Raw genomic sequence first — 26,096 nt, 5'->3', positions numbered from 1 at the left:
CTTTATGCCCCCTTACCATGCATTTTTAAAATTCTAATAAGTGTTGAACGCATTTCTTGACGTTTCACAATTAAATCAACAAATCCTTGTTCTTCCATAAATTCTGTTGTTTGAAAGTTTTCCGGTAATTTTTGTTTAAGCGTACTTTCAATGACACGTCTTCCTGCAAATCCAATCAATGCTTGAGGTTCACCAATAATAATATCTCCTAAGCTTGCAAATGAAGCTGTTACTCCTCCTGTTGTTGGATGGGTAATATAGGAAATATAAAGTAAACCTGCTTGATGATGTCTAGCAAGAGCTGCGGAGGTTTTTGTCATTTGCATTAAGGAATAAATTCCTTCTTGCATTCTAGCGCCTCCTGAAGCTGTAAAAATAATGAGTGGATACTTTCTTTTGGTTGCATGTTCAATAGCTTTCGTGATTTTATCACCTACAATAGAAGACATACTACCCATTAAAAAACGTGAATCCATCACACAAGTAATCACCTTTGTCCCATTTATTTTTCCACTTGCTACAACAACAGCTTCATTTAAACCTGTTTTTTGTTGTAGAATTTCTAATTTTTCATCGTATCCGGGAAATTCTAAAGGATTTACTCTTTGTGTACTTTTATAGAGTTCTTTATATTTCCCTTGATCATAAATCATTTCTAATCTTTCATAAGCAGTAATCTTTAAATGATTTCCACAGTGAGGACAAACTGACATATTTTTTTTAAGTTTACTTGTAAGAATCAATTCTTTACACTTTGGACATTTTGTATAAAGTCCTTCAGGAACTTCTTTTCTTTCATTTTCTCTTTTTTTTCTTAATGACTTAAATAAATGAAGTTTTTCTTTTCTTTCCTTAAATAACTGTTCCATCATCTTTCATTCACCAACTCATCTAAATGTTTTTCAATAAAACTTGTATCAAAATTTCCTTTGACATAATCACTTTCATGTAAAATCAAATACTGTAATTCTTGATTCGTATCAATACCATCAATCACTAATTCACTTAAGACCCTACGCATTTTACGAATTGTTTCAATACGACTTCTTCCATGAACGATTACCTTAGCAATCATTGAATCATAATGAGAAGACACTTGATAACCTTGATATAAAGTTGTATCAATACGTACCCCAAAACCTCCTGGAATATGTAAACTACTAACAATCCCTGGTGAAGGTCTAAAACCTTCTTGAGGATTTTCAGCATTGATACGACATTCAAGGGCATGTCCCTTTAATTCAATATCACTTTGTTTATAATTCAATTTTAAATGTGCAGCTATTCTAATTTGTTCACGAACCAAATCAACCCCCGTTACCATCTCTGTTACTGGATGTTCAACTTGAATACGCGTATTCATCTCAATAAAATAATATTTTCCATCCGGTGCTAAAACAAATTCAATCGTTCCTGCATTAACATATCCTACTTTTTTAGCTGCTTTGATAGCATCATTTCCCATCTTTTCTCGAAGCTCTTGACTTAAAGCTTTACTTGGAGATTCTTCCATCATCTTTTGGTTTCTTCTTTGAATTGAACAATCTCTTTCTCCTAAATGAATAACATTACCAAAATGATCAGCTAAAATTTGAAATTCAATATGTTTAGGATTTAGAATCAATTTTTCCATATACATATCATCATCACCAAAACAAGCCTTTGCCTCCGCTTTAGCTGTTAAATAAGCATTTTCAAAATCTTCTTCCTTAAAACATTTTCTCATACCTCTTCCACCACCACCGGCAGAAGCTTTAATTAAAACCGGATAACCAATCTTTCTAGCAATTTCTTTTCCTTGACTGACAGATTCAATACTGCCATCACTTCCTGGAACAACTGGAACTCCTGCTTCAATCATCATTTGTCGAGCAACGCTTTTATTCCCCATTTGATCAATCACATCACCACTTGGACCAATAAAAGTCATACCACATTCTTCAACAAGTCTGGCAAACGTCGAATTTTCAGATAAATAACCAAATCCAGGATGAATTGCATCACACCCTGATAAAGTAGCTACTGATAAAATATTTTCCATATTTAAATAACTCTCACTACTTTTAGCAGGTCCAATACAGTAAGCTTCATCTGCTAATTGAACATGTAAAGAAGTGGCATCTGCTGAAGAATAAACAGCAACGGCTTCAATTCCCATTTCTTTACAACAACGAATAATTCTAACGGCTATTTCACCGCGATTAGCAATCAATATCTTTTTAAACATTTTCTTCAATAACCATTAAAGCTTGATCATATTCTACAAGCGCTTCATTTTCTACAAGAATTGATGTAACCGTTCCATCACATGGTGCCTTAATTTCATTCATCACCTTCATTGCTTCAATAATACAAATAATATCTCCTTTTTTAACTGTCTTTCCAACAGTAACATACGGATCACTTTCAGGTGAACTTGCACCATAGAAAACACCTACAATTGGTGATTTTACAGGTGTACCTGTAGACTCTTTGGTATTAACTTCTGCAACCATTTTATTTTCTTTTTCTAATGGTTTTACATATTCAACTTTTTCACTTTCTTTTTCTAATTCTATTTTTAAATCATCTATTTCTACTTTCATTTTAGTGACATTTGATTGATCAAACTCACTCATAATTTGTTTAATGAAATCTAATTTCATAGCATTCTCCTTTGTTTGAAGTTCAAAGCATATAGTAAAATAATAAGCTTTGAATTTCAAAGCTTATTATAAAATATATAGTCGCCTCAGCGACACCTCTTTACTATTTGTTTGCTTCAATATAATCTACGATATCTTTAACAGTTTTCATGTTAGAAGCAACTTCATCTGGAATTTCTACTTCAAATTCTTCTTCAATTTGCATAATTAATTCAACAGCATCTAAAGAATCAGCTTCTAAATCATCTTTTAAATTTGCTTCCATTGTAACTTGACTTTCATCACAACTTAATGAATCAACAATGATCTCTTTTACTTTTTCAAAATCCATTTTACTTTCCTCCTTGAATACGGTTTGTATTATACACGAAGAACATAAAATGTAAATACTTTGAAGTTCAAATTTATTTATTTTTTTAATTTTCTTTGATTTTATCAACATTTTTTATTTAAAAAATTTTTTTTTAAATAGGATAAATCATTGATTTATCCTATTATTCTTTATGAAATACCCACTTTGTTTGTGCACTATAACTAAGTAAAAATAACAGTAAATCCCCTACTGGTTTCGCAAGTTTTTCTGACATGATATTAAAAATCGATGCCACATAAACAAATAAAGTAGATAAAATTGTAATAATAACTGTTAGAATCAAAAAACGAATAGCTGTCTGTCTATTGTTTGTTTTTCCTTTAAAAACATATTTTTTATTAACTACATAATTAACAATTGTAGAAATAACTCTAGCGATAAGACTTGCTAGAGCAATACGCCAAAAATCACTTGTCATCCATATTTTTAAAACATCTAATAAAATCCACGCTAATAAAACATCTATTATAGAACTAATAATAGAGGAAGATACAAAGCGAATAAGATGTAAGAAGATAACATAAATAATTTGAGAAGTTTTATTTTTTGGATGAAAAGCTTCTTGTGATAATTTTTTAACCTTGATTTCTTCTATATCATGTTGATTTTGTACTTGATCTATTAGAGCTTGTACTTCATAACAGTTTTCATCAACTTCTAGCATTTCATCTAAATAAGATGTTGAAAAGCCAAACAATTCACTGTCGACATTGATAAATTTTTGATTATAAATAAGTGAAAATAATTGAGATAAAATCTTTTTCCCTTGATGATGCACAAAATAGAATTTAGATGCATCCTCATTAATTGATTGACTCATTTGATCAACCAATTTTAAATCATATTCATTTTCTAAAATAAGAATTCCTTTTTTATCCTTTAAGTGTTCTTTAACATACTGATATCCCTTTTTTAAAGCATAGCCTTTTCCTTTAAAATGTGGATAATTAATGATTTTACAATCATAGATCATCCTTTCAAAAACAGCATGATAATTTTCATCAGAGCCATCATTAATTACAACAACATCATAATTTTTTTCTTTTAACTTTTTAACATAGTTTATAATCCTCTCCCTAGGATTATAAACTGGTATTAAAATAACCATTTTACTAAACATATTCATCCCTCATCATATTTATGATACATGAATGTGTTTTAAAGTACAAACTTATGAGAAAAAATTATTCTTAATTTTTAATTTAATTAATTTATGAGTTTCTAGTTATTTACTATTTTTTATGCTAAACTACTTTTGTTTAAAAGGGAGAGAGTTTATGAATTTTAAAAAGAATTATAAAGGAATGTTATTATGTTTGATTATTGCCATTCCTTGTTGGTTTTTAGGAAAGAAGTTTCCTATTGTAGGTGGTCCTGTCTTTGGAATTATTCTTGGAATGATCATTACTTTATTTATTAAAGATAAAAACGAATTACAATCAGGCATCACTTTTACATCAAAAAAAATCTTACAGTATGCGGTTATCTTGTTAGGATTTGGAATGAATTTATCGGTCGTGTTACAAACAGGAAAACAATCTTTACCAATCATTCTAGCTACGATTTCTACATCTTTAATTGTCGCTTACCTGTTACATAAAATCATGCATATTCCAAGTAAGATTTCTACTCTAATTGGTGTTGGTTCTTCTATTTGTGGTGGTTCAGCCATTGCGGCTACAGCACCTGTTATTGAAGCCAGTGATGAAGAAGTAGCTCAAAGTATTTCTGTTATCTTTTTATTTAATATGATTGCTGCTTTATTATTTCCTACACTTGGAACACTGTTAGGTTTTTCTACAAAAAGCGGTGAAGCTTTTGGAATCTTTGCTGGTACTGCTATTAATGATACATCTTCTGTAACAGCAGCAGCTTCTACGTGGGATTCAATGTACCATCTACAAAGTGCTACTTTAGATAAAGCCGTAACTGTTAAACTTACAAGAACACTTGCAATCATTCCGATTACTTTGGTTATATCTTTTTTTAAGTTAAGAAAGAATAAAGATGGTCAAAAAATTAATTTAAAGAAAGTTTTTCCATTTTTTATCATTTATTTTGTGTTAGCTTCTATTATTACAACAGTTGCTATTAAAATGGGAGTCTCTGCTGATTTCTTTACACCCTTTAAAGAATTAAGTAAATTCTTTATTGTTCTAGCAATGGTGGCTATTGGTTTAAATACAAATGTTATTAAATTGATTAAAAATGGTGGTAAACCAATTATTTTAGGTTTTATTTGTTGGATATGTATTGCTTGTATGAGTTTATTCATGCAACATCTTCTTGGAATATGGTAAAAAGCTCTTAGGAGCTTTTTTTGTTAAGTTAATGTTAAGTTTATTTACTTCACATTAAGAAAGTGTTAATCTACTTACGGATTGTGAGGAATATATATATGGAACTATCGAATATTTTTTCAATGTTAGGTGGTTTAGCGCTTTTCCTTTATGGAATGAATATGATGTCTAATGGATTAGAGCTTGCTGCCGGAAATAAAATGAAATCTATTTTAGAAAAATTAACTTCTAATCGTATTTTAGGAGTTTTAGTTGGAGCTTTAGTTACAGCTGTTATTCAATCTTCTTCAGCGACAACTGTCATGGTCGTTGGATTTGTTAACTCTGGATTGATGTCTTTAACAAGTGCTGTTTGGGTAATTATGGGAGCCAATATTGGAACAACAATTACAGGTCAATTGATTGCTATCAATATTACTGCACTTGCTCCATTATTTGCTTTTATTGGAGTTGCCATGATTGTTTTCTTTAAAAGCAAGAAATTAGATGCTATTGGTACGGTTATTGGTGGTTTAGGTATTTTATTTATTGGAATGGAAACAATGTCAAAGGCTATGGTGCCACTTAGAACAATGCCTGAATTTGTAGGATTGATTTCTAAGTTCCAAAATCCACTTATTGGTATTATCGTAGGGGCTTTATTTACTGCACTTATTCAAAGTTCATCAGCATCTGTCGGTATTTTACAAGCTTTAGCTAAAAGTGGTGTTATGACTTTATCATCATCTATTTATGTATTATTTGGTCAAAATATTGGAACTTGCATTACTTCTGTTCTTGCTTCTATTGGAACAAGTAAGAATGCTAAAAGAACAACAATTATTCATTTATCTTTCAATATTATCGGAACTGTTATTTTTGTAACGATTAGTTTATTATTCCCATTTGCTCATTTAATTGAAAGTATTACACCAAATAACGTAGCTGCTCAAATAGCTAATGTACATACAATATTTAATATCACAACAACTTTATTATTACTTCCAATTGGGACTAAATTGGTTGATCTAGCAACTAAGATTTTACCTGAAGATAAAGAAGAAAGCGAACATATGTCTCTTAAATATTTAGATTTCAGTATTTTTGAAAATGATTGTCATATTGGAACAAGTGCTATCGCTAATACTCAATTGTTTAATGAAACTCAACATATGTTAAATGTAGCGAATCATAATGTTAAAAGAGCATTTGAACTTTTAAATCATTTTGATCAAGAAAAATACGAACGTCTTCTAAAAGATGAAAACTATATTAATTATTTAAATCAACAAATTATTGATTTTACAACTGCAGCTATTTCAAACGAGTTCCCTACAGAAGGTTCTCAAACAATTATATTATTTTTAAAACTATCTTCTGATTTAGAAAGAATTGGTGATCATGCAATCAATATTGCTAACAGAGCTCAAAGATTAGCAGAAGATGATACCCATTTTTCTCAAGATGCTTTAAAAGAAATAAGTATTATGGAAAGTTTATGTAATAATATTTTAGATGAACTTATTATTATGGATTATGATGAATTTAAATATATCGTTGATAAAGTCGATGTTATGGAAGATAATATTGATAAAACACAACATCAATTCGCAGTTAATCAATTAATTCGTTTAAAAGAAAAAAAATGTTCAACTGAAAACAGTATTATTTACACAAAAATCTTAACTGATTTTGAAAGAATTGGTGATCATGGTTTAAATATTGCTGAAAGCTTATATCATATTCGCAAAATCATGAAACAAATGAAAATGATTAAACCAGAAATAGAAGAAGCATAAAAAAATAGGTTATAGCGATTTGATTCGTTATAACCTATTTTCATTAATGAATAATTTTTAAAACATCTTCTTCACTATTGATATTAAAAATATTTAATGTAAGTTCATTGAGTTTTTCTAGCGATGTTGTTGTGAGTCTTTCTTCTAAAGGACTTGATATAGTTCCTAGTTTTACTTTAAGTTGTTCTTTTAATGTTTTTTCAATTCCTATAGCCTCTCCTTTTTCAATTCCTTGATTTTCAAATCTTTGAAATAATTGATCCATTGCCTTACACATATTGATTTCATCTCCTTCTGGTAAGTCTTCTTCTTTAATGTCCGTGTGTGTAAAGATGGCTGCCATCTTATAATTTTCTACACTGATCATACGATTTGTCCTTAACTTTTCATAGTCTCCTTTAAGCATACTTTGACTGATCTCTACGACTTCTTTTAGACGTTTACTTTTAAGGATTTGAGGATCCATGTTTTGAAGCTCTAACACTGGTAGTTTCCAATCATTGATATAGTCTTCCATCTCAGGTGGTACTTTCAAGCTTTCTTTTAAAGATTTTGGATAGGTCCATTCCTTATCTCCCGTATAAAAGACAAAGCTTCCTACTGGTCGTACTTCTTTTCCACTTTCTATCTGATTGATATAAAGCTGGGCATCATAGTTGAGTATACGAATAATCATATTCTTATCCAAGGTACTTTGATGTTCTACACCAATGATTATATAATCCCCATTGATACTTGCTTTTCTGACGATATCTCGGTATCTTTTTGTTTCCATTGGTAAGGGTTCTTTACCTATCAATGTGGAAACATCATTTTCCTGTGATATCAGATCTTCTGGTTTGATGACCTATCTACCATGAAAATAGAGAGCATTGCATAGATCTGCAAAACATTCCCCGTCTCTTAATAACTGTTTACAGGTTGTATCACTTGCATTTCTTATTTGACTCATTTTTTTACCTCCTTACATGAGTGTTTTATAGTTAGTAATCATCGCTTTTTCATATCTTTTTTAATATTGATGTAAGGAGCTTCCTGATTTAATTGTATCATATGCTTAAAGATAATTTGTCTCATATTTGTTTCACATTTGTCTCATTTCTATTATCATTTTATCTTCTTTTTTCCTTCTTTCAATGGATAAATAGTCCAAAAAAAAGATGCCTTCGCTAAAGCATCTAATTGTATGGAAGAGTAATAATTAAAACAAATGTTTCTGGTTAATCTTGGATAAACAATTGTCCGTGATGTGTTTCTACAATTTTTTGAACACTTTTTAAACCAATTTTATTACTTTCAATTTTTTGTAAATCTTTTTTCTTTTCATTTTCAAAAACAATTTTTATTTTACCTTGTTTAATACTAATTTCTAAATAAATAGGTTTATCTTTTTTAGCATATTTCAATATATTTGAACAAATATTATTGATCATTCTTTTCATCATTGATAAATCTAATTGTAAATCAACTGAGCATATATCAATTTCTTTTTCAATCCTAAATCCTTCTAATTCTAAATATTCAAGATTTTCTTGAAGATAATATATAAATTGTTCACTTTGAATCGTTTCTAATTGAGGCAATAAATTTTGTTCAAAAACAAGTGCATATTCAAATGTTTTATTTGATAAATCTTTAATTTGTTCTGTTTTTTCAATACATCCTTTTAAATAATGATCCATTTGTTTTTTATCTTTATAACAATGTAAGCTTAAAATATCCAAATAACCTCTTAGCGTAGTAAGCGGTGTTCTTAAATCATGTGATAAAGAAGTAATTAATTCTTGATGAGCTTCTTTAATTTTTGATTCATTTTGATAATTTGAATCTAAGGTTGTTCTTAAAATATCAACTTCACGTGCCAATATAGATAATTCGTCATGACTCTTGATTGTCATTGGATGATTTAAATCTCCTTGTGACATATTTAATACTTCTTTTTTTAAAATATTAATATATTTCACTTTTTTTCTAATAAAAATAAATGTAGGTAAAAAGAAAACTAATAAACTAACAAATAAAGCACAATAAAAATAATACTTTATATATTTTAATAAATGCATAGAACTAACATAAACAATTCCCTCACCATCTTTAAATGTTATTGTTTCTCTAAAAAAATTATTAAATGCATATTGTTCAAAATCACTTTTTAAAATATACAAAGGTGTAAATCCTGCCGGCTCATCAAGAATTTTTCCTAAACTACTATCAATATACGATTCATTTTCATCATAAAGAAGAAGATTCATATAATCATCATGCTTCTTTAAAAGCTTTTTCAATTCCTTTTTATCATTTTTATCTTTTGAATAAATAGAAATATTTTTTGCTTCTTCTTTAAAACCTTTTATAAACGTCTTTTCATTAAAAGGTTTTTCAACGGTTTCAATGAAAGTATAGAAATCTGTTACATTGTTTCTAAAAAAGGCATAACATAAGATAGCTAAAATAGCCGAAGAAAGAAGTAATAAAACGATTTTCATTGATAAACTCAAATTTCTTTTAGTCAATATAATACCCCTTTCCCCATACTGTTTTAATAATACGTGGGTTTTGTGGATCATCTTCTATCTTCTTTCTTAAATTTCGAATATGTACCATAATCGTATTATTCGCCCCATAATAATAATTTTCATGCCAAATAGCTTCAAATAGTTGACTTGCAGAAATAACTTGTTTTCTATTTAGTAACAAATAATCTAAAATTTCATATTCTAAATCTGTCAAAGAAAGTTTTTTTCCATTCAACTTAACTTCTTTATGTTCTTGATTGACTTCTAAATTTTCAATAATCGATGTTTTTCTTATTGAAGAAATCTCTTTTTCCTTTCCTTGATAAACATGATATCTCCTTAATAAAGCTTTTACTCTTGCATTGAGTTCATTATAAGAAAAAGGTTTGGTTAAATAATCATCCCCTCCACTTGAAAAACCTAATGTTTTATCACTTTCTTGACCTTTAGCCGTTAAAAATAAAATAGGAGCATTAGTTTTTTCTCTCATTAATAAACATACTTGATAGCCATTCATTTCAGGCATCATGACATCTAAAATAATAAGATCTATCTCATCATCTAATAACTCTAGCGCTTCTTTTCCATCTTTGGCTTCAATGATTTGATACCCTTCATTTGTAAGTAAAACATGAACAACTTCTCTAATGTCTTCATGATCATCAACGATCATTATTTTTTCTTTCATAAACTTCTCCAATCTTTTGCCTTGACCCAGTTTTCGTGGTTCATCATATGATCTAGATGTTCCATTACTTTTTTTTGTGATGCATATTTTTGTATTAACTGCATTTTCTTATCATAATTTTTTTGCTTTATCTTCTTTAATGCATGAGGAACATGCTTCTTTTTATAATATTTTCCAAAATAATATAAATTTTGATTTGTTGCTTCTATACTAACTATTTGTGATGTTAACCGATGATGAATATGTCCATATTCTCCTAATGGATTATGAGTTACAACCATCGCCCATGCTTTCTTATTTAAAATATAGGTAATGTCTTTTTTTATTTTTTGTTTAACATGTAACCACTTGTCTCTTTGACCATTTGTTTTATCTGGATAATCAAACATTAATCCTTGATTATGTGTCTCTTTCATAATCCTCATAAATTCTTTTTTTCTTTTTGCATTATTTCCATTTGTTAGACAAACAACTAAATAATGTCCCTTCAATAAATGACTTCCACCCCAAATTGTTTCATCATCTGGATGTGCAACGATCATTAATTTCTGACATTGTTTTAAATCTATTTGATTAATTTCTTTTTGATGTAAACATTTAGAATCATCTATTAAAAAACATCCTAAAACAACCATTATACAAATAACGATAATACTTTTCTTCATTTCTATCACCTATTATACCTTATCACTTATTTCTTAATAATAATTCATAAGAATTCTTAAGACTTTCTAAAGCCTCCTTTTACGTAGACTTTATTTGTTTATGATTTCTTAAGAATTGATTAAGGGAATTATTAAGAATGACTTGCTAGAATGAATAGCGAGGTAAAAAAGATGAAGAAAAAAGATTATTTATATATGTTGGTTTTAACTATTATACCATTATTTATGGTCTTCATAGTAAAAAGTCAACATCTCTTATTTGGAAATTCAATTGATTGGTTTAACCAGCATGTCACTCTTGCTGATGCTTTAAGACATGCAATTAGAAGTGAAGGAACAATTTTTCCTACTTATCTTTCAAATTTAATGTCAGGTGTTAATATTTATCATTTTTCTTATTATGGTACTTTAAGGTTTGATGTTTTATTAGGTGCTTTATTGATTCATGTAAAAATGGTCAATATCATCATTTTCTATCAAGTATTTTTAATAATTTTAACGCTGATTGCTTGTTATTTATTTTTAAGAAATCATCTTAAAAATCGTTATCTATGTTTTTTGATGAGTTTATTCACTTTACTTTCAGCCTTATTTTTTCAATTTCATAAACAAATCATGTTTGTAAATTATATGCCTTTTTTATTTTTAATGTTACGTAGTATTGATCGTTATTTTATAAATCAAAAGCTAACAAGTATTGTTATCTGGGGAAGTTGTATTGTATTACATAGTTATTTTTATTGTGTTGGGTGTTTTATTGTTTGTTTTATTTATTTTATGCTTCATTGTTATCGTTATAAAAACTATAAAAAACATTTTTTACATTTAATTGCTGCTTATCTTCTTATTGTTTTATTGACAGCTATTTATACAATTCCAACATTATTTGTAATTGCTGGTGGAAATAAAAGTGTGAATGCAACCAACTATCTTAGTTTATTGATTCCGACTTTTTCACTAAAGGGACTTCTTTATAATAACTATGGCTGTGGTCTCACTTATATGTTCTGGGTTTTAATTGTCTTTGGATTATTTAAAGAAAAGACACGTACTCTATCAATTATTTTAATGATTTCTATGTTATGCCCTATCGTCAGTTTGATTATGAATGGGTTTTTATATGCTAGAAGTAAAATACTGATTGTTTTTTTACCTTTGGTTATTTTACAAGCAGGTCTTGTATTAGAAAATAATCATTTTAAGATCAATAAGTATATGCTATTTCTCTTTGTTTTTCCATTATTTTTTATACAAAGATCTGAACTTGTTTTTCTTGATTTAATTATTAGTTTAATCATTCTTTATTTTTCAAAAACAAATAAAAAAAGATGTTTTATTTATCTTTTAGTCCCACTATTCGTTGTTTATTACAATAATCCTACAACCAGTTTTCTACCAAATAAACAATATAAAAAATACGCAAATCAAGAAGTAGAAACATTGATTCAAAGAAATTTTATAAATACTTTAGTTAATATGAATGAAATTCATCAAAATATGAATCAAACTTATCAAAATCAAGTAACCCGTCTTTCAGGTTATACATCAACAAATCATCATCTTTATAATTCATTTTTATTTGATACTTTAAAGATTCCTATTTCTTTAAATAATCGTGTTGGACAAATAGATCAAAATAATCTTTTCTATTTAAAGATGTTATCCGTTGATTCAATTATCTCAAAAAAGAAAATCGATGGTTATCAAGAAATTGATGCTATTAAAGATTTAAAACTTTATCAAAGTCAAGATATTATGCCTATTGCTTATGCAACAAATAAACTCTATAGCCAAAATCAGTTTCATCAACTGCAATATCCTTATACCTTGGATATTCTTTATAAGAATGCCATTGTAAAAAATGGAAATAGTACAGATCAAAGTCAATTTATCAAAGAAGACATGGGTTTAAAGAGTTCATATCAAATTCAACAAAAGAAAAATAAAAAAATCACTCTTTCTCTTCAAAGAAAGACTAAAAATCAAATCATTGTTATTGAAGGCGATATTAAAAATTATAAACCACATCAAAGTGTCTCTATTACAATCAATGGGATTAAAAATAAATTATCTAGAAGTAATTCACCTTATTATAATCAACATACACATTTTACTTATTTATTATCTGGTGAAAATATTAAAACTTTATCTATTTCTTTATCTAAAGGACATTATGATCTTAAAAATATTAAAACTTATTCTTTAAATAAAGAAGTTATTGAAAATAGAAACAAAGAAGTAGATTCTTTAAATATTCAAAAAGGAAAAGATGTTTTAAAAGGATCAATTAATGTTAAAAATGATGGTTATTTTATAACTCGTATTCCTTATGATCGTGGTTATACAATTTATATCGATGGTAAAGTTGTAAAGAGTGAAATTGTAAATGAAGCGTTTTTAGGATGTCCTATTAATCAAGGAAAACATAAAATTCAAATAAAATTTACCCCTACTGGATATCGTTTAGGTTTTATTCTATCTTACTTTGGATTTATGGTGATTTTTATAAATTATATTATTGAAAGGAGACGAAAAAATGAAGGATGATACAAAAGAAATAGTGAGTTATGTTTTTGTAGGTGGGATGACAACTCTCGTAAATTATGTTGTTTATTTCCTTTTGTTAAAAATACATAGTCATTGGTTAATCGCTAATAGTATTTCTTGGATTTTTGCAGTTTTGTTTGCTTATTATACAAATAAAAGATATGTGTTTAAAAGTACAAATAATATAAAAAAAGAATTTATATCTTTTATCTTATTAAGATTTATGACGTTATTGATTGAAAATATATGTCTTTATCTTTTAATTGATTTATTAAATCTTCAACCAATGATCTCTAAAGTATGCGTCAGTTTTATTACGATTCTATCAAATTATATTTTATGTAAATTTAAAATTTTTAAAGAAGAAGGTGTTTGTCATGGATAAAATAAGCGTTATTGTTCCTTGTTTTAATGAAGAAGATGTTTTACCACTCTTTTATAAAGAAGTGACTCATGTTTTAGAAAGTATTGAAAATATTGATTATGAAATACTTTTTATCAATGATGGTAGTCATGATCATAGTGAAGATATTTTAAAATTACTAGCTCATAAAAATCCTCATTGTTTCTATTATTCTTTTTCTCGTAATTTTGGAAAAGAAGCCGCTATGTATGCAGGACTTGAAAATGCTAGTGGAGATTATGTTGTTATTATGGATGCAGATTTACAACATCCTCCTTATTTATTAAAAGAAATGTATAACTCATTAAAATATGAAGAATATGATTGTTGTGCCGGTAAACGTATTGATCGTACTGGTGAAGGAAAATTAAGAAACTTTTTATCTCATAGTTTTTATAAAGTGATTCAAAAACTTACAAAAATGGATATGGATGATGGTGCTGGTGATTTTAGAATGATGTCTCGACAAATGGTCAATGCTATTTTAGAACTTAAAGAATATAATCGTTACATGAAAGGATTATTTTCTTTTGTAGGATTTAATACAAAATGGCTTGAATTTCATAATGTTGAACGTCCTGTTGGTAAAAGTAAATGGAATTTTGCTAGTTTATTTTCCTATGCATTTAAAGGCATTTTCTCATTTTCATCAACACCTATTACGATTGCAGGAGTCATTGGTGGTATTTTAATAGGTATTTCTTGTATTGTTTCTTTATACTCTGTTTTTGTTCATCCTGTTTCCTATCTTACAAGTTTAGTTTTATTTTTAAGTGGTTTGCAACTTATTTTTGTTTCTATCTTAGGTCAATATTGTTCATCATGTTACTTTGAAACGAAACAAAGACCTATTTACATTATTAAAAATACAAATAATATTCATAAAAAAATGGGATAAATGAAAAAGGATTGTTATTCAATCCTTTTTTCATCATAATCTTTAATATTCAACTCTTGAAAAGATAAACAACTTTCTTCTTTTGTTAAGCGTACCGTTTTTCCATAATTATTGATTTTTAATAAATATTTTCATTTTTTTAACTCATTCCACAATAAAAAGAAAAGGATTGTTTATATGAACAATCCTTTTCTTAAATTTTTTTCTTTGCTTTCATACGTGCCTTACATTCATACATATTTTTATCTGCTTGATTCAATAATAACTTTAAATTTGTTTCTCGACTATGCGTAGAAAGTGCATAACCAAAGGCAAAATCAATGAATATTTGTTTACTAAATTCATTATAACATCTTGCTTCGTTTTGTACTTGTAAAATAATATCTTCTACGTCTTGTTGAGTAACATCATTTAATAAAGCAACAAATTCATCTCCTCCATATCTTCCAACAAAATATTTTTCAGGAATAGAAGTACGGATAATATGTGCAAAATTCATAATTAATGTATCACCAGCAAGATGTCCTAAAGAATCATTAACTACTTTTAAATCATTCAAATCAAAAACAATAATTGCGGTCGGTTCATCAAAGTGATCATAGTGAGCAATCAATTCTTCTACACGACTTCTATTAGGCAAACCTGTATGCAAATCAATATATGCTTTTTTATTAAGTTCTCTATTTTTCTTCATTAAAACAACTGCAGATACAGATTCCTTGATCATCATTAGAATAACTAAAGCAATTACAACAATCAATGCTTTCTCTATTTGATCTAATCTTGTCGCACATTTTTGAGAATAATCTTCAGCAGCTGTAACTGTTTCATCTGCTAAATAAAAATATTCTTCACTCATTTTAATAATATTTGTTTGTTGATATCCCTTTTCTCTTACTAAACTAATTTCATCTTTTAAAGATAACCAAGAAGTATGTAATTCCGTTAATTTCTTTTGATAATGTTGATCATTTAATGTTGTCAGTTGATACTTTCCACCACCATTTGTCAATCCATAAAAAATATCATCTAAATATTTAATTAAAATATCATTTTTATTTCCTGATATTTCTAATTTAATTTCTCTTTGTGTGGCCCCTCTAATAATTCCTGCATAATTAATAACACGTGCATTTCCTTGAATCTTTTTAACATCACTCATCATAAAAATCGTTAAAGTAATTAAAACAATGAGTAATATTCCCTGGGCAATTTTTTCTCCTAAATTTCTTCTTTGTTCTTTTTTCATTTACTTCATCTCTTTCCCTTAATACTATAACAAATTTATAGCTTATTCGCTATTAAAAAAGAAGAAACATAAAGTCTCTTCTATAAGTCATATAACTTTGCTTTTGTAAGTATTAATACATATAAAAAATCTCTAGTTGCTTCCTTGGTTTCAAATTTTTGTCTTGTTTGACTGATATAATTTACAGCTTCTGTCCATTCTTCTAAAGAATAATCATCCAATGAAAATAATAAAATTCTTCCTGCTTGTTTATAGTTGACACTCCCTATGTCTAAAGGCAGGGGATTCTTGCTACCTTTCAATATACATTCTTTTTACACTTTTAATAAAAATATATTGAATGACCAGTCTATTTCTAGTAGGTCGTAGTGCAAGATATGGTATGCCATTACCACTCCTAGGGCAGAGCATATAGCTCCCTAGGCAATACATCTGTTACCAATGTATTCAGTTGAATTACAAATGTTTATCGCACCTAACAAATCTCTATGTGTATGATATCCACATTTACAAATATACTTTCTATCTTTTGCATGGTGGATATTTCCACATTGAGGACATTTTTGACTTGTATAAACTGAATCTACATACTCAACTTCTATTCCTGCAAGTTTGGCTTTATATTCTATATATTGTGCTAATCTATAGAAAGACCATGTATGCAGACTAGGATTGTTTTTATGACTTGTTCTTGTCGTTGAGCGAATGTTTTCTAATCGCTCTAATTTTATTACTTTTGCTTTATGTTTCTTTGCTGTATTGACGATTTCACGACTTATCTTATGATCTATGTCTTTCATAATACGTTGTTCTTTATTCTTAATTCTTTTGACGGATGACTAGTTTTTGCTCTTAAAAGGCTATTGCATTTATTGCATCGAATAGCTTTCTTACTCGAAAGGATAGCTCCGCAATCAATACAATAATTTAGACATTTTTCTTTTCCTCTAATTATCATAAAAGATGCACCTCCTTATCAAGTACATCCTTATTGTATTGAATTCTTTAATTATTTATAATCGCTTATTTATTTGACACTTACCTTTTTTATTATTTTATCTTTCTTTTTTTCTTCTTTCAATGGACGGATTGTCCAAAAAAAAGAAGTCACAATGACTTCTTAAAAATTTCATATTAACTTGCATACTATTTTACGTTATTTTTTAATTTTGTAAAAATAAATAATAACAATGTTCCTACAACTGTTGATAAAACAATTAACGCTAAATAATATAATGGATTATTGACCATCCATATTAAGAACAATCCTCCATGAGGAGAAGTAATTGAACATTCAAAATACATTGATAATGCTCCTGCAAGTCCTGCTGAAAGGCAACAAGCTGGTAAAATTACTTGAGATTCTTTTTGAATAAATGGAATAGCTCCTTCAGATATAAAAGATATACCATTAATATAATTCATTAATGCATCTTTTCGATTAGAAAATCTATTTTTAGATAATGTTGCTGTTAAAGCAATTACAAATGGTGGAATCATTCCTCCAGCCATGACTGCAGCCATTGGATAATAATCATAACTTATAAGCATTCCTATTCCAAAAACATAGGCTGTTTTATTAATAGGACCACCATTATCAATAGCCATCATCATTCCTAAAACAAATCCAAATAAGATTTTTGTTGACATTTGAGATTCAACAAGTGAAACATATTGTAAAATATAGCTATGTGCTATATACAAATAACCATTTAAATAAATCATCACAAATAAAACAATAACAGTTGATAAAACAGGATGGAATAATGATGCTTCTATTCCTTTTAAACATTGTGGTAAATAAGAAAATAATTTCTTTAAAATCAATGAAACAAATCCTGCTAAAAAACCAGCAACAATTCCTGCAAGCAAAGAAGTTGAATTAGCAGAAATTGATGACATTGAAATTCCTTGACAAACAATTAATCCACCAGCAAAACCTGAAACCATTGCAGGTCGATCTGCAATACTATCAGCAATATAGGCTGATACAATTGGAATAATCATGATTGTTATTAATTGTTGAACATAATTTATAAGTGTCAATAATTGATTTGATAATACTTGATCTTTAACAAGATATAAAATACCATATAGAACTCCACTTGCAACAAGGAATGGTAAAGCATGTGAAATACCATTCATTAAATGTTTGTAAAATAAACGTATGATATTTTGTTTTTCTTTTTTAGTATCATGATGATATATTTCACCATCGCCATTATTTGCTTTTTGAACAAGCTCTTCAGCTTTCGAAATCCCATCTCTTACAGGAACTTGAATTACTTTTTTCGCTTCAAATCTTTGCATTTCTACTTTTTTATCAGCAGCTACTATAATACAAGTACAATGATCAATATCATCTTGTGTTAATTGATTTTTAACCCCTTCTTGCCCATTAGTTTCTACTTTAATAGAAATATTTAATTTTTCTCCCGCTTGTTCTAAAGCTTTAGCCGCCATAAAAGTATGAGCAATTCCTGTAGGACACGCAGTTACTGCTAAAACAGCAGGATGAACAATTTCTTTCACTTCTTCTTTTTTATTTTCCTTAGCATCTATTAATTGTAAAAATTCTTCTTTAGAAGATGCATTAATTAAAGCATTTCTAAAATCTTCTTCCATTAATAAAGTAGATAACTGTGCAAGAGCTTGTAAATGAGCACCTCCCGAATCTTTAGGAGCACCAATCATAAAAAATAAATAAGTAGGTTGTCCATCAAGAGACTTAAAATCTAATCCTTCTTTAACAACCATTGCAGATAATCCTGCTGTTTTCACACCTTCACTTTGTCCATGAGGAATAGCAACACCATCACCAATTCCTGTTGTACTTTGCGCTTCTCTATTTAAAACACTTTCTTTATAAATTTCTTTATCATTTAATTTTCCACTTTGATCTAATAAATCAACCAGATGATTGATTGCTTCTTCTTTATTAGAAACTTGTGGATTTAAATCTATCGAATTTATATCTAATAATTCTGTAATTCTCATTTCTAACAACCTTTCTTTTTTTGTCTATCATAAAGCAAAAAAGTTGTTCAATCAAGAACAACTTAATCATATTGACATAACTTATAAATATCTTTGATGCAAGTTCCTACATCTGCTGGTTTATGTGCATCACTCGCTGTAATAATATCCACATGATGTTCTTTAAAAATATCCAACAATTCTTTAGACAAACCTTTATCAGGATGATGATAACGATAATAACACCCTGTATTACATTCCCCTTTAACATGATGTTCTACTAATAATTCAGCAAGTTCATGATAAGTTGGTTTTAAATCATAAGTTGGATAATAACCAAACATTTTAATTGTATCAGGATGAGCTAATTGCGTAAATAAATCGCTTTTAACTAAATCAAAAATCAATTCATAATAACGATGATAAATATCATCTACATTATATTTTTCCCAAAGTAGTTCTTTAGACCAAGGCATATCATATAAAAGTCCATCAATAGAATGAATAGCTCCTACTAAAAAATCAAATTGATAGGGTTCTAAAATACGTCTTATTTCTTCTTTATATTCAGGAACATAACATACTTCTAATCCAAATAAAACTTCTATTGGAAGTTCTTCCGCTTTTACCTCATTAATTAAACGCACATAACTAGAAAGTGTATCTTTAAATTTCATTTTCTTATTAGCAAGCCATTCTCTTTGTTGATCACTTGCTTCTTTAACACCTTGATAAATAACTTCAAATTCTTTAAAACGATGTGTATGATCTAAAATTTGAATACGATCAAATCCTTGTTTATAAGCTTCATTAATAAATTCCATTACATATTCTTTAGTAAGTGGTCCGTTTTCTAAATGCATATGTCCATCTACTAGCATAGGCAATCCTCCATTCATGTTGTATACAATTATAGACTCTTTAATAAAAAAAACAATCTATTTAATAAAACATCTTGTTACAAAAAAAGTAACAAAAACAGTAGATTATTTCCTCTCTATATTTTACTAATATTTGACTATTAAATTTATCATTAGATTTAAAATTTAAATTAATAGCATATAAATATTTTAGTATACTTGGTATTTGTTAAGAAAGGTCGTTCAGTTTTGAATAGTGTCGTTAGGTATTTAAAACTGAAAACAGCGAAAAAGCCTTTAAGCATCAACTTAAAGACTTTTTCTATATCTCTATTAATTTTCTTTTTTTCTTACAAATACCATCACAAACATACTGCTTACTAGTAGCATCATTAATCCTATAATATTTGCATTATCTCCCGTTTTAGCTTTCGTTGTTTGTTTTGTATTTGATTTATTTATTGAAGCAGTTACCGTTGTTTTTAATTCTTTTTTATCTTTATAGATAATTGCATAATCACTAAACTTATCTGTTTCAAATGTAAGTTTATTTGTCTTTTCATCATAATTTGTTTCTAGTATATCTACTTTTCCATTATGACTTCTTGCGATATAGTATTCTCTTTTAGTTTTACTATCTTTATTGATTAGTTCTTCTGGAACTTTGATTGTTACTTTCATGACTTTTGAAAGTTCATGTATACTTTCATTTGTTCCATTAACACTCTTATAAAGTGTAATATCTAAGTATTTTCCTACTTTATATCCTTTTGTACTTGTTTCAATAAGTTCATTTGCTTGTGCTTCTTTTACTTCTAATACGATTTCTATTTTCTTACCTTCTGCTACTTCACTTAATTCATTTGCTGTTATTTTTTTATTTTCAATAAGGAGATCTATAACTTCATCTCTACTTATTTCTACATCTCCTGTTGTTTTAACAGTAAATGATCCTGTTCCTATCTTATCTGAATCTTTTGGTAAAATAACATAAGCATATTCAAAGGATCCTGTATGGTTATTTCCTTTAGCTTTGATTGTTAGAACATGTTTTCCTTCTTTCGTTGCTTGATTATCTAATACTTCATAATCTTCTTTATTTAATGCTTTTCCATTGACTAAAACTTGTTCTACTTCTTGTGTTTGTTTTTCTCCTGTATATTTTAAGACATTTCCTAATACAACTGTTCCTTTATCAATCGATAATGGATTAATTGTATATGTTCCATCTTTAAAAGTAATATCATAATTTGGATTTGATCCTTCTTTTTGACTTACTTTTATCTTATATGTTCCTACATCTTCTCCTTCTTCTCTTGTAAGAATAATTCCTGTTAATTTATCATTACCAATAAGTTTATCATTTACATATGTAAATTCAGAGTCTTCATCTCCATATGTCTTTGATGCATCATTTACAGTAACTGTAATCTTTTTAGCTTTAACAGTAAGATTTATTTCTTTAGATATTTTTTTATAATTCTTACTTTCTTTTTGACTTACTGTAATGATGACTTTACCTGCGCCTTTGATAACTACATTACCTTCACTATCTACTGTAGCTACTTTTTCATCGCTACTTGCATATTCAATAGCTGATTCATTATCTTTACTTTGAGCATGAATTGTAAATGCTTCATCACCATAAGTCTTTTCAACATCTTTTTGATCAACTGTTAATTCATGATTGATTTTATTAACAGTTAATGTTACTTCTTTACTATCACTATCATAGTTATGATCAACTCCTAATGTAACTTTTAATTTTGTTGTACCAGCATTATGAATTGTTACATTACCTTGATCATCTACTGTAGCTACATCCTCATTACTACTTGAATAAGATAATTTTCCATTTCCTTTATGAGATACTTCTAATTTAAATCCTTGATCACCATATTTTTTATCATTCACTTCTTTTACTTTTAATCCAGCATCTGCACCTTTTACTACAAATTCAGCTGTATTTGTATCAGTTAAATTATAGTTTTTGTCATCGATACTTGCTGTAACAGTATATTTACCTGCATGACTAGGAACTTCTGTTCCATTAACTTTTGTTCCATCATACCCTGTTCCTGTGTAAGTTAATGTTACTTCTGGATGATCACCATTTTCTACATCATTTAACTTAGCTGTAGCACCTGTAATTTTTTCACCATAAGTACCACCATTAGGTGTTATTGTAACAGTGACGTCTTTTGGTTTAATTGTATATCTTGTTGTGACATCTTCAGGTAACTTATAATTTTGATTACTTACTTTTGTAGCTGTAGCTTCATAAGTACCTGCATTTTTGTGTTGATTTCCATCAACGGTAACTTCACATTCATCACCATCTGCTAAGTTATTAACTATAGCTGTTGGTAATTGTTCTTTACCGTTGTAAGTTAATTCTTTATTCCAGTTTAAATCGATTGTTCTAGGATTGATTTTATTTGTAATTTCCTTTACATCTGCATCTTTAAAGTTTTTATTTCCTTCTACTTTGTAGTAAACTGTATATTCTTTGGCAGCTTTCCCTGTTGGAATTGATGTTGACCAGTTTTTATTGTCTAAAGAATATTTTACTGTTCCTCCATTAGTAGATGCTGCATTTACTAATTCTTGTTCACTTCCATTATATGTTAGTGTTTTTGTTGTTGGTTTCGTAACAACTGGTGTTGCTTGGGTAATATTGAATTTTACTGTTGTATCAATAGTACCGTCTTCCCATTTATAATTTGTAGGATCTTTTAAAGTCAATTGAACATCATATTCATTTACATCAATACCACCATTATTTTCTTTAACTGTGTATAAACCATTTTCTGAAATATTTGCAGTTAATGTTTGTCCTGTATATACTTTGCTTTCTACTGTTGGTTTTTTTACTTTTTCCCAGTTAACTGTAATATTATTTAATGTTGTTTTATTTCCTGATTTATCTGTTACTTCGATTGTATATGTTCCTTTTTTAGGAACTAATGTATAAGATGTTACAACTTTGTCATCTACTTTTACTGTATCTAAATTGTTATCAGTTACTGTAAATGTTTGTGTTTTCGTATATGTTTGATTGTTTTCTACACCTGATACTTGTGGTGCAATCGTATCAATTACGATACCATCTGTTGAAACATATTTAATATTTCCTGCTTTGTCTGTTACCTTGGCATAAATAACATAATTACTATCTTCACTAAATGTAACAGATGTTCCTTCTTTCCAATCTACTGCTTGTAATTGTTTCTCTGTTAGTGATTCTTCACTACCTGATTTATCAACATAATAATAGTATTTATTAACTCCACTACCTTCATCTGTAGCTGTAATTTCTGCTTTTTGTGTTTCTTTAAAGAATAAACCGAATGTAATTTTATTTAAAATACTTTTCCATGTTTTATTGGATACTTTTATTTCTGTATCAGGTGCTGTTATATCAGCTACTCCTTCAACTGTAATATTTGTATTTTTTTGAATATTATTTATTGTATATTGATTATTGTTATCTAATTGAACTGTTTCGCCATTGACCTTAACAGCGAAATTTTTTGTTTTTGAATAGCCTTTATTCAAGGTAAATGTAAGAGTACTTGATTCATTATAATCAACAACTGTATTACTAACACTTAAAGTATATCCAACTTGACTAGCTGGAACTTTTACTTTGATTTCTTGTCCATTGGCTACATATACTTCTTTTTCAGATGATGCATAATAATTATTACTATCTTTATATCTTACATAATACTTACCGGTAGATAATCCTTCTACAGTATCTCCAGTAATACTATGCCATTCATTTTCACCATCTTTTCTATATTCCATTGATGAATCAACATTATTTAATCTTCCATCTGTTCCACCTTTATATGTTGTCCCTGTGGCTGTTACAGATGTTGGTGCTTCTCTTTGGGCTTTGACAATTTCGAATGTAACTGTTTTTTGTGCAGGTAATTTATAATTTGAATCACTCAATTCAGTTGCAGTTGCAGTATATGTACCTACTTCAGTTTGTTCACCAGAAACAGTCACGTTACATTTGTCATCTCCAACTGTATTAGTAACAGTTGCTGTTGGAACATGTGGTTTACCATCATATGGAATTTTTAATGTATTTGTTCCATCTAGTTTCCATGATAAAGTTGCTGTTCTTTGGGTAATAGTAATAAATTTTTGAGGAGCCCAGCCAGGCTTATAAAGATCCGATCCCGAATTATATATACTTAAATAATATTTTCCTACGTCTGGATATTCTTTATTGACCTTAACATTTGTATCACGATCATAATATTTATATGAATATTGACAATTATCTAACATACTTTCAGGGACAAGTTCTGGTTGTTCTCCATATTCCCATGTGTATTTAACAATGCTAGGTGGAGTAGGTTCTGCTTTTAATACAGTAAATTTAAGTGATTTTGTTGTTAAACGCAAATAATGATTTGTTTCAGAAACTACTCCTCTAATATAATAAGTACCAGGTTTTAGACTATTTAACTCAGCTAATAGCTTATCTGAACTTATTGGTTTATATGTACTGTCGTCATCATCACATTTCTTGTATTCATAAGAAACAACTGCATTTGAATCTACATAATTCGGATCCATAAGATGACCATACCCATCATTGACTTTTACATATGGACCAAATTCTGATTGATATCCTTGATAAGTATATTTACAATTATCTTGTTCTTTCCAGTTCTTATCTTTGAAATATATTTTATTTGTATAATATTCTGCTTTCGTAATTGTGAATTCTCCAGAAACTGAAACTTGATTCATTGTTAGAGTTACTGAATAATCTCCTGGTTCTGTTGGTCTTTGTGATAATTGTTGTCCATTTTGATAATATGTTAATTTGTATGAATCTCCTGATATTGGAAAACTAGAGGTATTATTACCAGCGGCATTTTCAACCCAAGCATTGTCTCCTTTCTTATACCCTCCATCTTTTGTTTTTAATACTATTTTCGCTGTTGTAGTATCTGGATCCTGATAATCACATTCACTCTTTCTATCTTCTTCACTACAATAACCTTTTATTGTTTTTCCACTTTCATCGCTGTTATCAAGTACATAGTTCCATTTGTGAACATGTTTTGCTAAATATATATATTGACCTTCTTCGTCATATCTAAGATCAACTCTGTATAATTTGTCACTATTTCTTACAAAATTTATTTTATTCAAATCATCTCTACTTACTCCTCTTGGAGATATTCTGTGTTTCTTTCCATCGTTTATGTTATAATCAATATCAATTGTAATAGCATTTCCATTATATTCTGAAAGATCAATGGTACCATTACTACCAAGTTGAACATCTGTTCCACAACTTTCATCAAACTTTACATTTTTTAGTTTAAGTACTGTCGCTTCATTGTAAATACCAATACGATTTGCTTTAATTGTGACATCATTAACATTCAAAACTCCCTCTTTAGAGTTAAGTCCAACTTCATCAGATACAATCGTTCCACCACTACCATTGATTGTCATTGTTCCTGAATTTTCAACAAATCCGCATAGACTGTAAACATCATTTCCACTATAAGTAAATGTATGACCATTCATATTAATAGTTACATCAGTATTTCTGTCAGTCCTAATAAAATCAAACCTTCCACTTTTATCAGGATTATTAATAACATCGCCTAATATATTTAAAGCTATCGTTCCTATTTTAGAGCTATTATATTGTACACAAACTTTTGTACCTGCATTTTCCCATGTAGAATATTTCTTAGTATAATACGTGCCTCCAGGTAAATTATATGTTCCTGGTGTACTTGTATAATACGTACTTCCATCACTTGAAATATTAGTATCTGCCGCAAATACATTTACAGGCATTTGTGTAAAGATCATCATAAATGTAAGTACGCTTGCTATTATTTTCTTAATTTTTATCTTCATAACTTTCTTTTTCTCCCCTTATTAAAAATTATTATGTTTAAAACTACTTATTTATTTGTTAATAAAAAACCTCCCTTGTCTATTCATATTTTACTATTTATGATACTTTATTTTTTCATTTGTCGCGAAATGTCGTTTTTAGGGTGTGAAATGCAAAAAGACCTCTTTCGAGATCTCCTAATAAATAATTTTCAATATTTTAAAAGAAGTTCACTAGGGATTTCTAAGTAGTCTATTTTTTCCATTGAGATGGAGCAAATAATAATAACATTGGGAATATTTCAAGTCGTT

20 protein-coding genes are annotated in these 26,096 nt (G+C 28.3%); 5 read left to right on the top strand and 15 right to left on the bottom strand.

The features are described 5' to 3' along the window. Positions 1-2: 2 nt before the first annotated feature. The 5 genes from accD to LJD34_RS05495 form a co-directional block, all read right to left on the bottom strand. Positions 3-869: an acetyl-CoA carboxylase, carboxyltransferase subunit beta gene (gene accD, locus LJD34_RS05515; RefSeq protein ID WP_032091814.1), complete on the bottom strand. Its 867-nt coding sequence runs from the start codon at positions 867-869 to the stop codon at positions 3-5. Beyond that, positions 869-2,227 carry an acetyl-CoA carboxylase biotin carboxylase subunit gene (locus tag LJD34_RS05510; RefSeq protein ID WP_227359380.1) on the bottom strand — a complete coding sequence of 453 codons (1,359 nt, stop codon included), beginning with the start codon at positions 2,225-2,227 and terminating at the stop codon, positions 869-871. The genes accD and LJD34_RS05510 overlap by 1 nt, the downstream gene beginning before the upstream one ends. Continuing rightward, a complete protein-coding gene (locus LJD34_RS05505; protein WP_032091725.1) occupies positions 2,220-2,645 on the bottom strand; it encodes an acetyl-CoA carboxylase biotin carboxyl carrier protein in 426 nt (141 codons plus the stop codon). Before LJD34_RS05505 ends, LJD34_RS05510 begins: the two co-directional genes overlap by 8 nt. Positions 2,646-2,748: 103 nt before the next feature. Then, positions 2,749-2,976, bottom strand: coding sequence for an acyl carrier protein (acpP, locus tag LJD34_RS05500; protein ID WP_022000698.1), 228 nt, complete (start codon positions 2,974-2,976; stop codon positions 2,749-2,751). 163 nt (positions 2,977-3,139) lie between these two features. Continuing rightward, positions 3,140-4,138: a GtrA family protein gene (locus LJD34_RS05495; RefSeq protein WP_227359379.1), complete on the bottom strand. Its 999-nt coding sequence runs from the start codon at positions 4,136-4,138 to the stop codon at positions 3,140-3,142. A 157-nt stretch (positions 4,139-4,295) separates the two neighbouring features. Between LJD34_RS05495 and LJD34_RS05490 the strand changes: the two genes are divergently transcribed. Next, positions 4,296-5,318 (top strand): YeiH family protein, encoded by a 1,023-nt coding sequence (locus tag LJD34_RS05490; protein WP_227359378.1) that lies wholly within the window; start codon positions 4,296-4,298, stop codon positions 5,316-5,318. A 98-nt stretch (positions 5,319-5,416) separates the two neighbouring features. Continuing rightward, positions 5,417-7,096 (top strand): Na/Pi cotransporter family protein, encoded by a 1,680-nt coding sequence (locus LJD34_RS05485; RefSeq protein ID WP_227359377.1) that lies wholly within the window; start codon positions 5,417-5,419, stop codon positions 7,094-7,096. A gap of 43 nt (positions 7,097-7,139) precedes the next feature. On the opposite strand, the gene LJD34_RS05480 is transcribed toward LJD34_RS05485, so the two are convergent. The 4 genes from LJD34_RS05480 to LJD34_RS05465 form a co-directional block, all read right to left on the bottom strand. Further along, on the bottom strand, positions 7,140-7,895 hold the full coding sequence (locus LJD34_RS05480; protein WP_227359376.1) for an Rpn family recombination-promoting nuclease/putative transposase: 756 nt from the start codon (positions 7,893-7,895) through the stop codon (positions 7,140-7,142). 421 nt (positions 7,896-8,316) lie between these two features. Continuing rightward, entirely contained in the window at positions 8,317-9,609 is a 1,293-nt protein-coding gene (locus LJD34_RS05475) for a histidine kinase dimerization/phospho-acceptor domain-containing protein (RefSeq protein WP_227359375.1), read from the bottom strand. After that, entirely contained in the window at positions 9,602-10,300 is a 699-nt protein-coding gene (locus LJD34_RS05470; protein ID WP_032091731.1) for a response regulator transcription factor, read from the bottom strand. The genes LJD34_RS05475 and LJD34_RS05470 overlap by 8 nt, the downstream gene beginning before the upstream one ends. Further along, positions 10,297-10,965, bottom strand: a complete 669-nt coding sequence (locus LJD34_RS05465; RefSeq protein ID WP_227359374.1) for a PIG-L family deacetylase — start codon at positions 10,963-10,965, stop codon at positions 10,297-10,299. The genes LJD34_RS05470 and LJD34_RS05465 overlap by 4 nt, the downstream gene beginning before the upstream one ends. A 171-nt stretch (positions 10,966-11,136) precedes the next feature. On the opposite strand from LJD34_RS05465, the gene LJD34_RS05460 reads away from it, so the two are divergent. The 3 genes from LJD34_RS05460 to LJD34_RS05450 are packed head-to-tail and all read left to right on the top strand — an operon-like array spanning position 11,137 to position 14,813. Then, on the top strand, positions 11,137-13,512 hold the full coding sequence (locus LJD34_RS05460; RefSeq protein WP_227359373.1) for a YfhO family protein: 2,376 nt from the start codon (positions 11,137-11,139) through the stop codon (positions 13,510-13,512). Continuing rightward, positions 13,502-13,897, top strand: coding sequence for a GtrA family protein (locus LJD34_RS05455; RefSeq protein ID WP_227359372.1), 396 nt, complete (start codon positions 13,502-13,504; stop codon positions 13,895-13,897). The genes LJD34_RS05460 and LJD34_RS05455 overlap by 11 nt, the downstream gene beginning before the upstream one ends. Then, on the top strand, positions 13,890-14,813 hold the full coding sequence (locus LJD34_RS05450; protein WP_227359371.1) for a glycosyltransferase family 2 protein: 924 nt from the start codon (positions 13,890-13,892) through the stop codon (positions 14,811-14,813). The genes LJD34_RS05455 and LJD34_RS05450 overlap by 8 nt, the downstream gene beginning before the upstream one ends. A 193-nt stretch (positions 14,814-15,006) precedes the next feature. On the opposite strand, the gene LJD34_RS05445 is transcribed toward LJD34_RS05450, so the two are convergent. The 6 genes from LJD34_RS05445 to LJD34_RS05420 form a co-directional block, all read right to left on the bottom strand. Next, positions 15,007-16,062 (bottom strand): GGDEF domain-containing protein, encoded by a 1,056-nt coding sequence (locus tag LJD34_RS05445; RefSeq protein WP_227359370.1) that lies wholly within the window; start codon positions 16,060-16,062, stop codon positions 15,007-15,009. 80 nt (positions 16,063-16,142) lie between these two features. After that, positions 16,143-16,364 (bottom strand): hypothetical protein, encoded by a 222-nt coding sequence (locus tag LJD34_RS05440; protein ID WP_032091737.1) that lies wholly within the window; start codon positions 16,362-16,364, stop codon positions 16,143-16,145. Between the two features lie 117 nt (positions 16,365-16,481). Further along, positions 16,482-16,886 (bottom strand): transposase, encoded by a 405-nt coding sequence (locus LJD34_RS05435; protein ID WP_318532713.1) that lies wholly within the window; start codon positions 16,884-16,886, stop codon positions 16,482-16,484. A gap of 322 nt (positions 16,887-17,208) precedes the next feature. Then, positions 17,209-19,059 carry a fructose-specific PTS transporter subunit EIIC gene (locus LJD34_RS05430; protein WP_227359368.1) on the bottom strand — a complete coding sequence of 617 codons (1,851 nt, stop codon included), beginning with the start codon at positions 19,057-19,059 and terminating at the stop codon, positions 17,209-17,211. A 62-nt stretch (positions 19,060-19,121) separates the two neighbouring features. After that, a complete protein-coding gene (locus LJD34_RS05425; RefSeq protein WP_081919112.1) occupies positions 19,122-19,919 on the bottom strand; it encodes a histidinol-phosphatase HisJ family protein in 798 nt (265 codons plus the stop codon). 312 nt (positions 19,920-20,231) lie between these two features. Continuing rightward, positions 20,232-25,805: an MBG domain-containing protein gene (locus LJD34_RS05420; RefSeq protein WP_227359367.1), complete on the bottom strand. Its 5,574-nt coding sequence runs from the start codon at positions 25,803-25,805 to the stop codon at positions 20,232-20,234. Between the last annotated feature and the right edge of the window lie 291 nt (positions 25,806-26,096).

This window comes from Faecalibacillus sp. MSK20_93 (genome assembly GCF_020589945.1).
Taxonomy (GTDB): domain Bacteria; phylum Bacillota_I; class Bacilli_A; order Erysipelotrichales; family Coprobacillaceae; genus Faecalibacillus; species Faecalibacillus intestinalis.
Note: the sequence above shows the minus strand (reverse complement) of the source record. Positions and strands in the feature narration are given on the sequence as shown.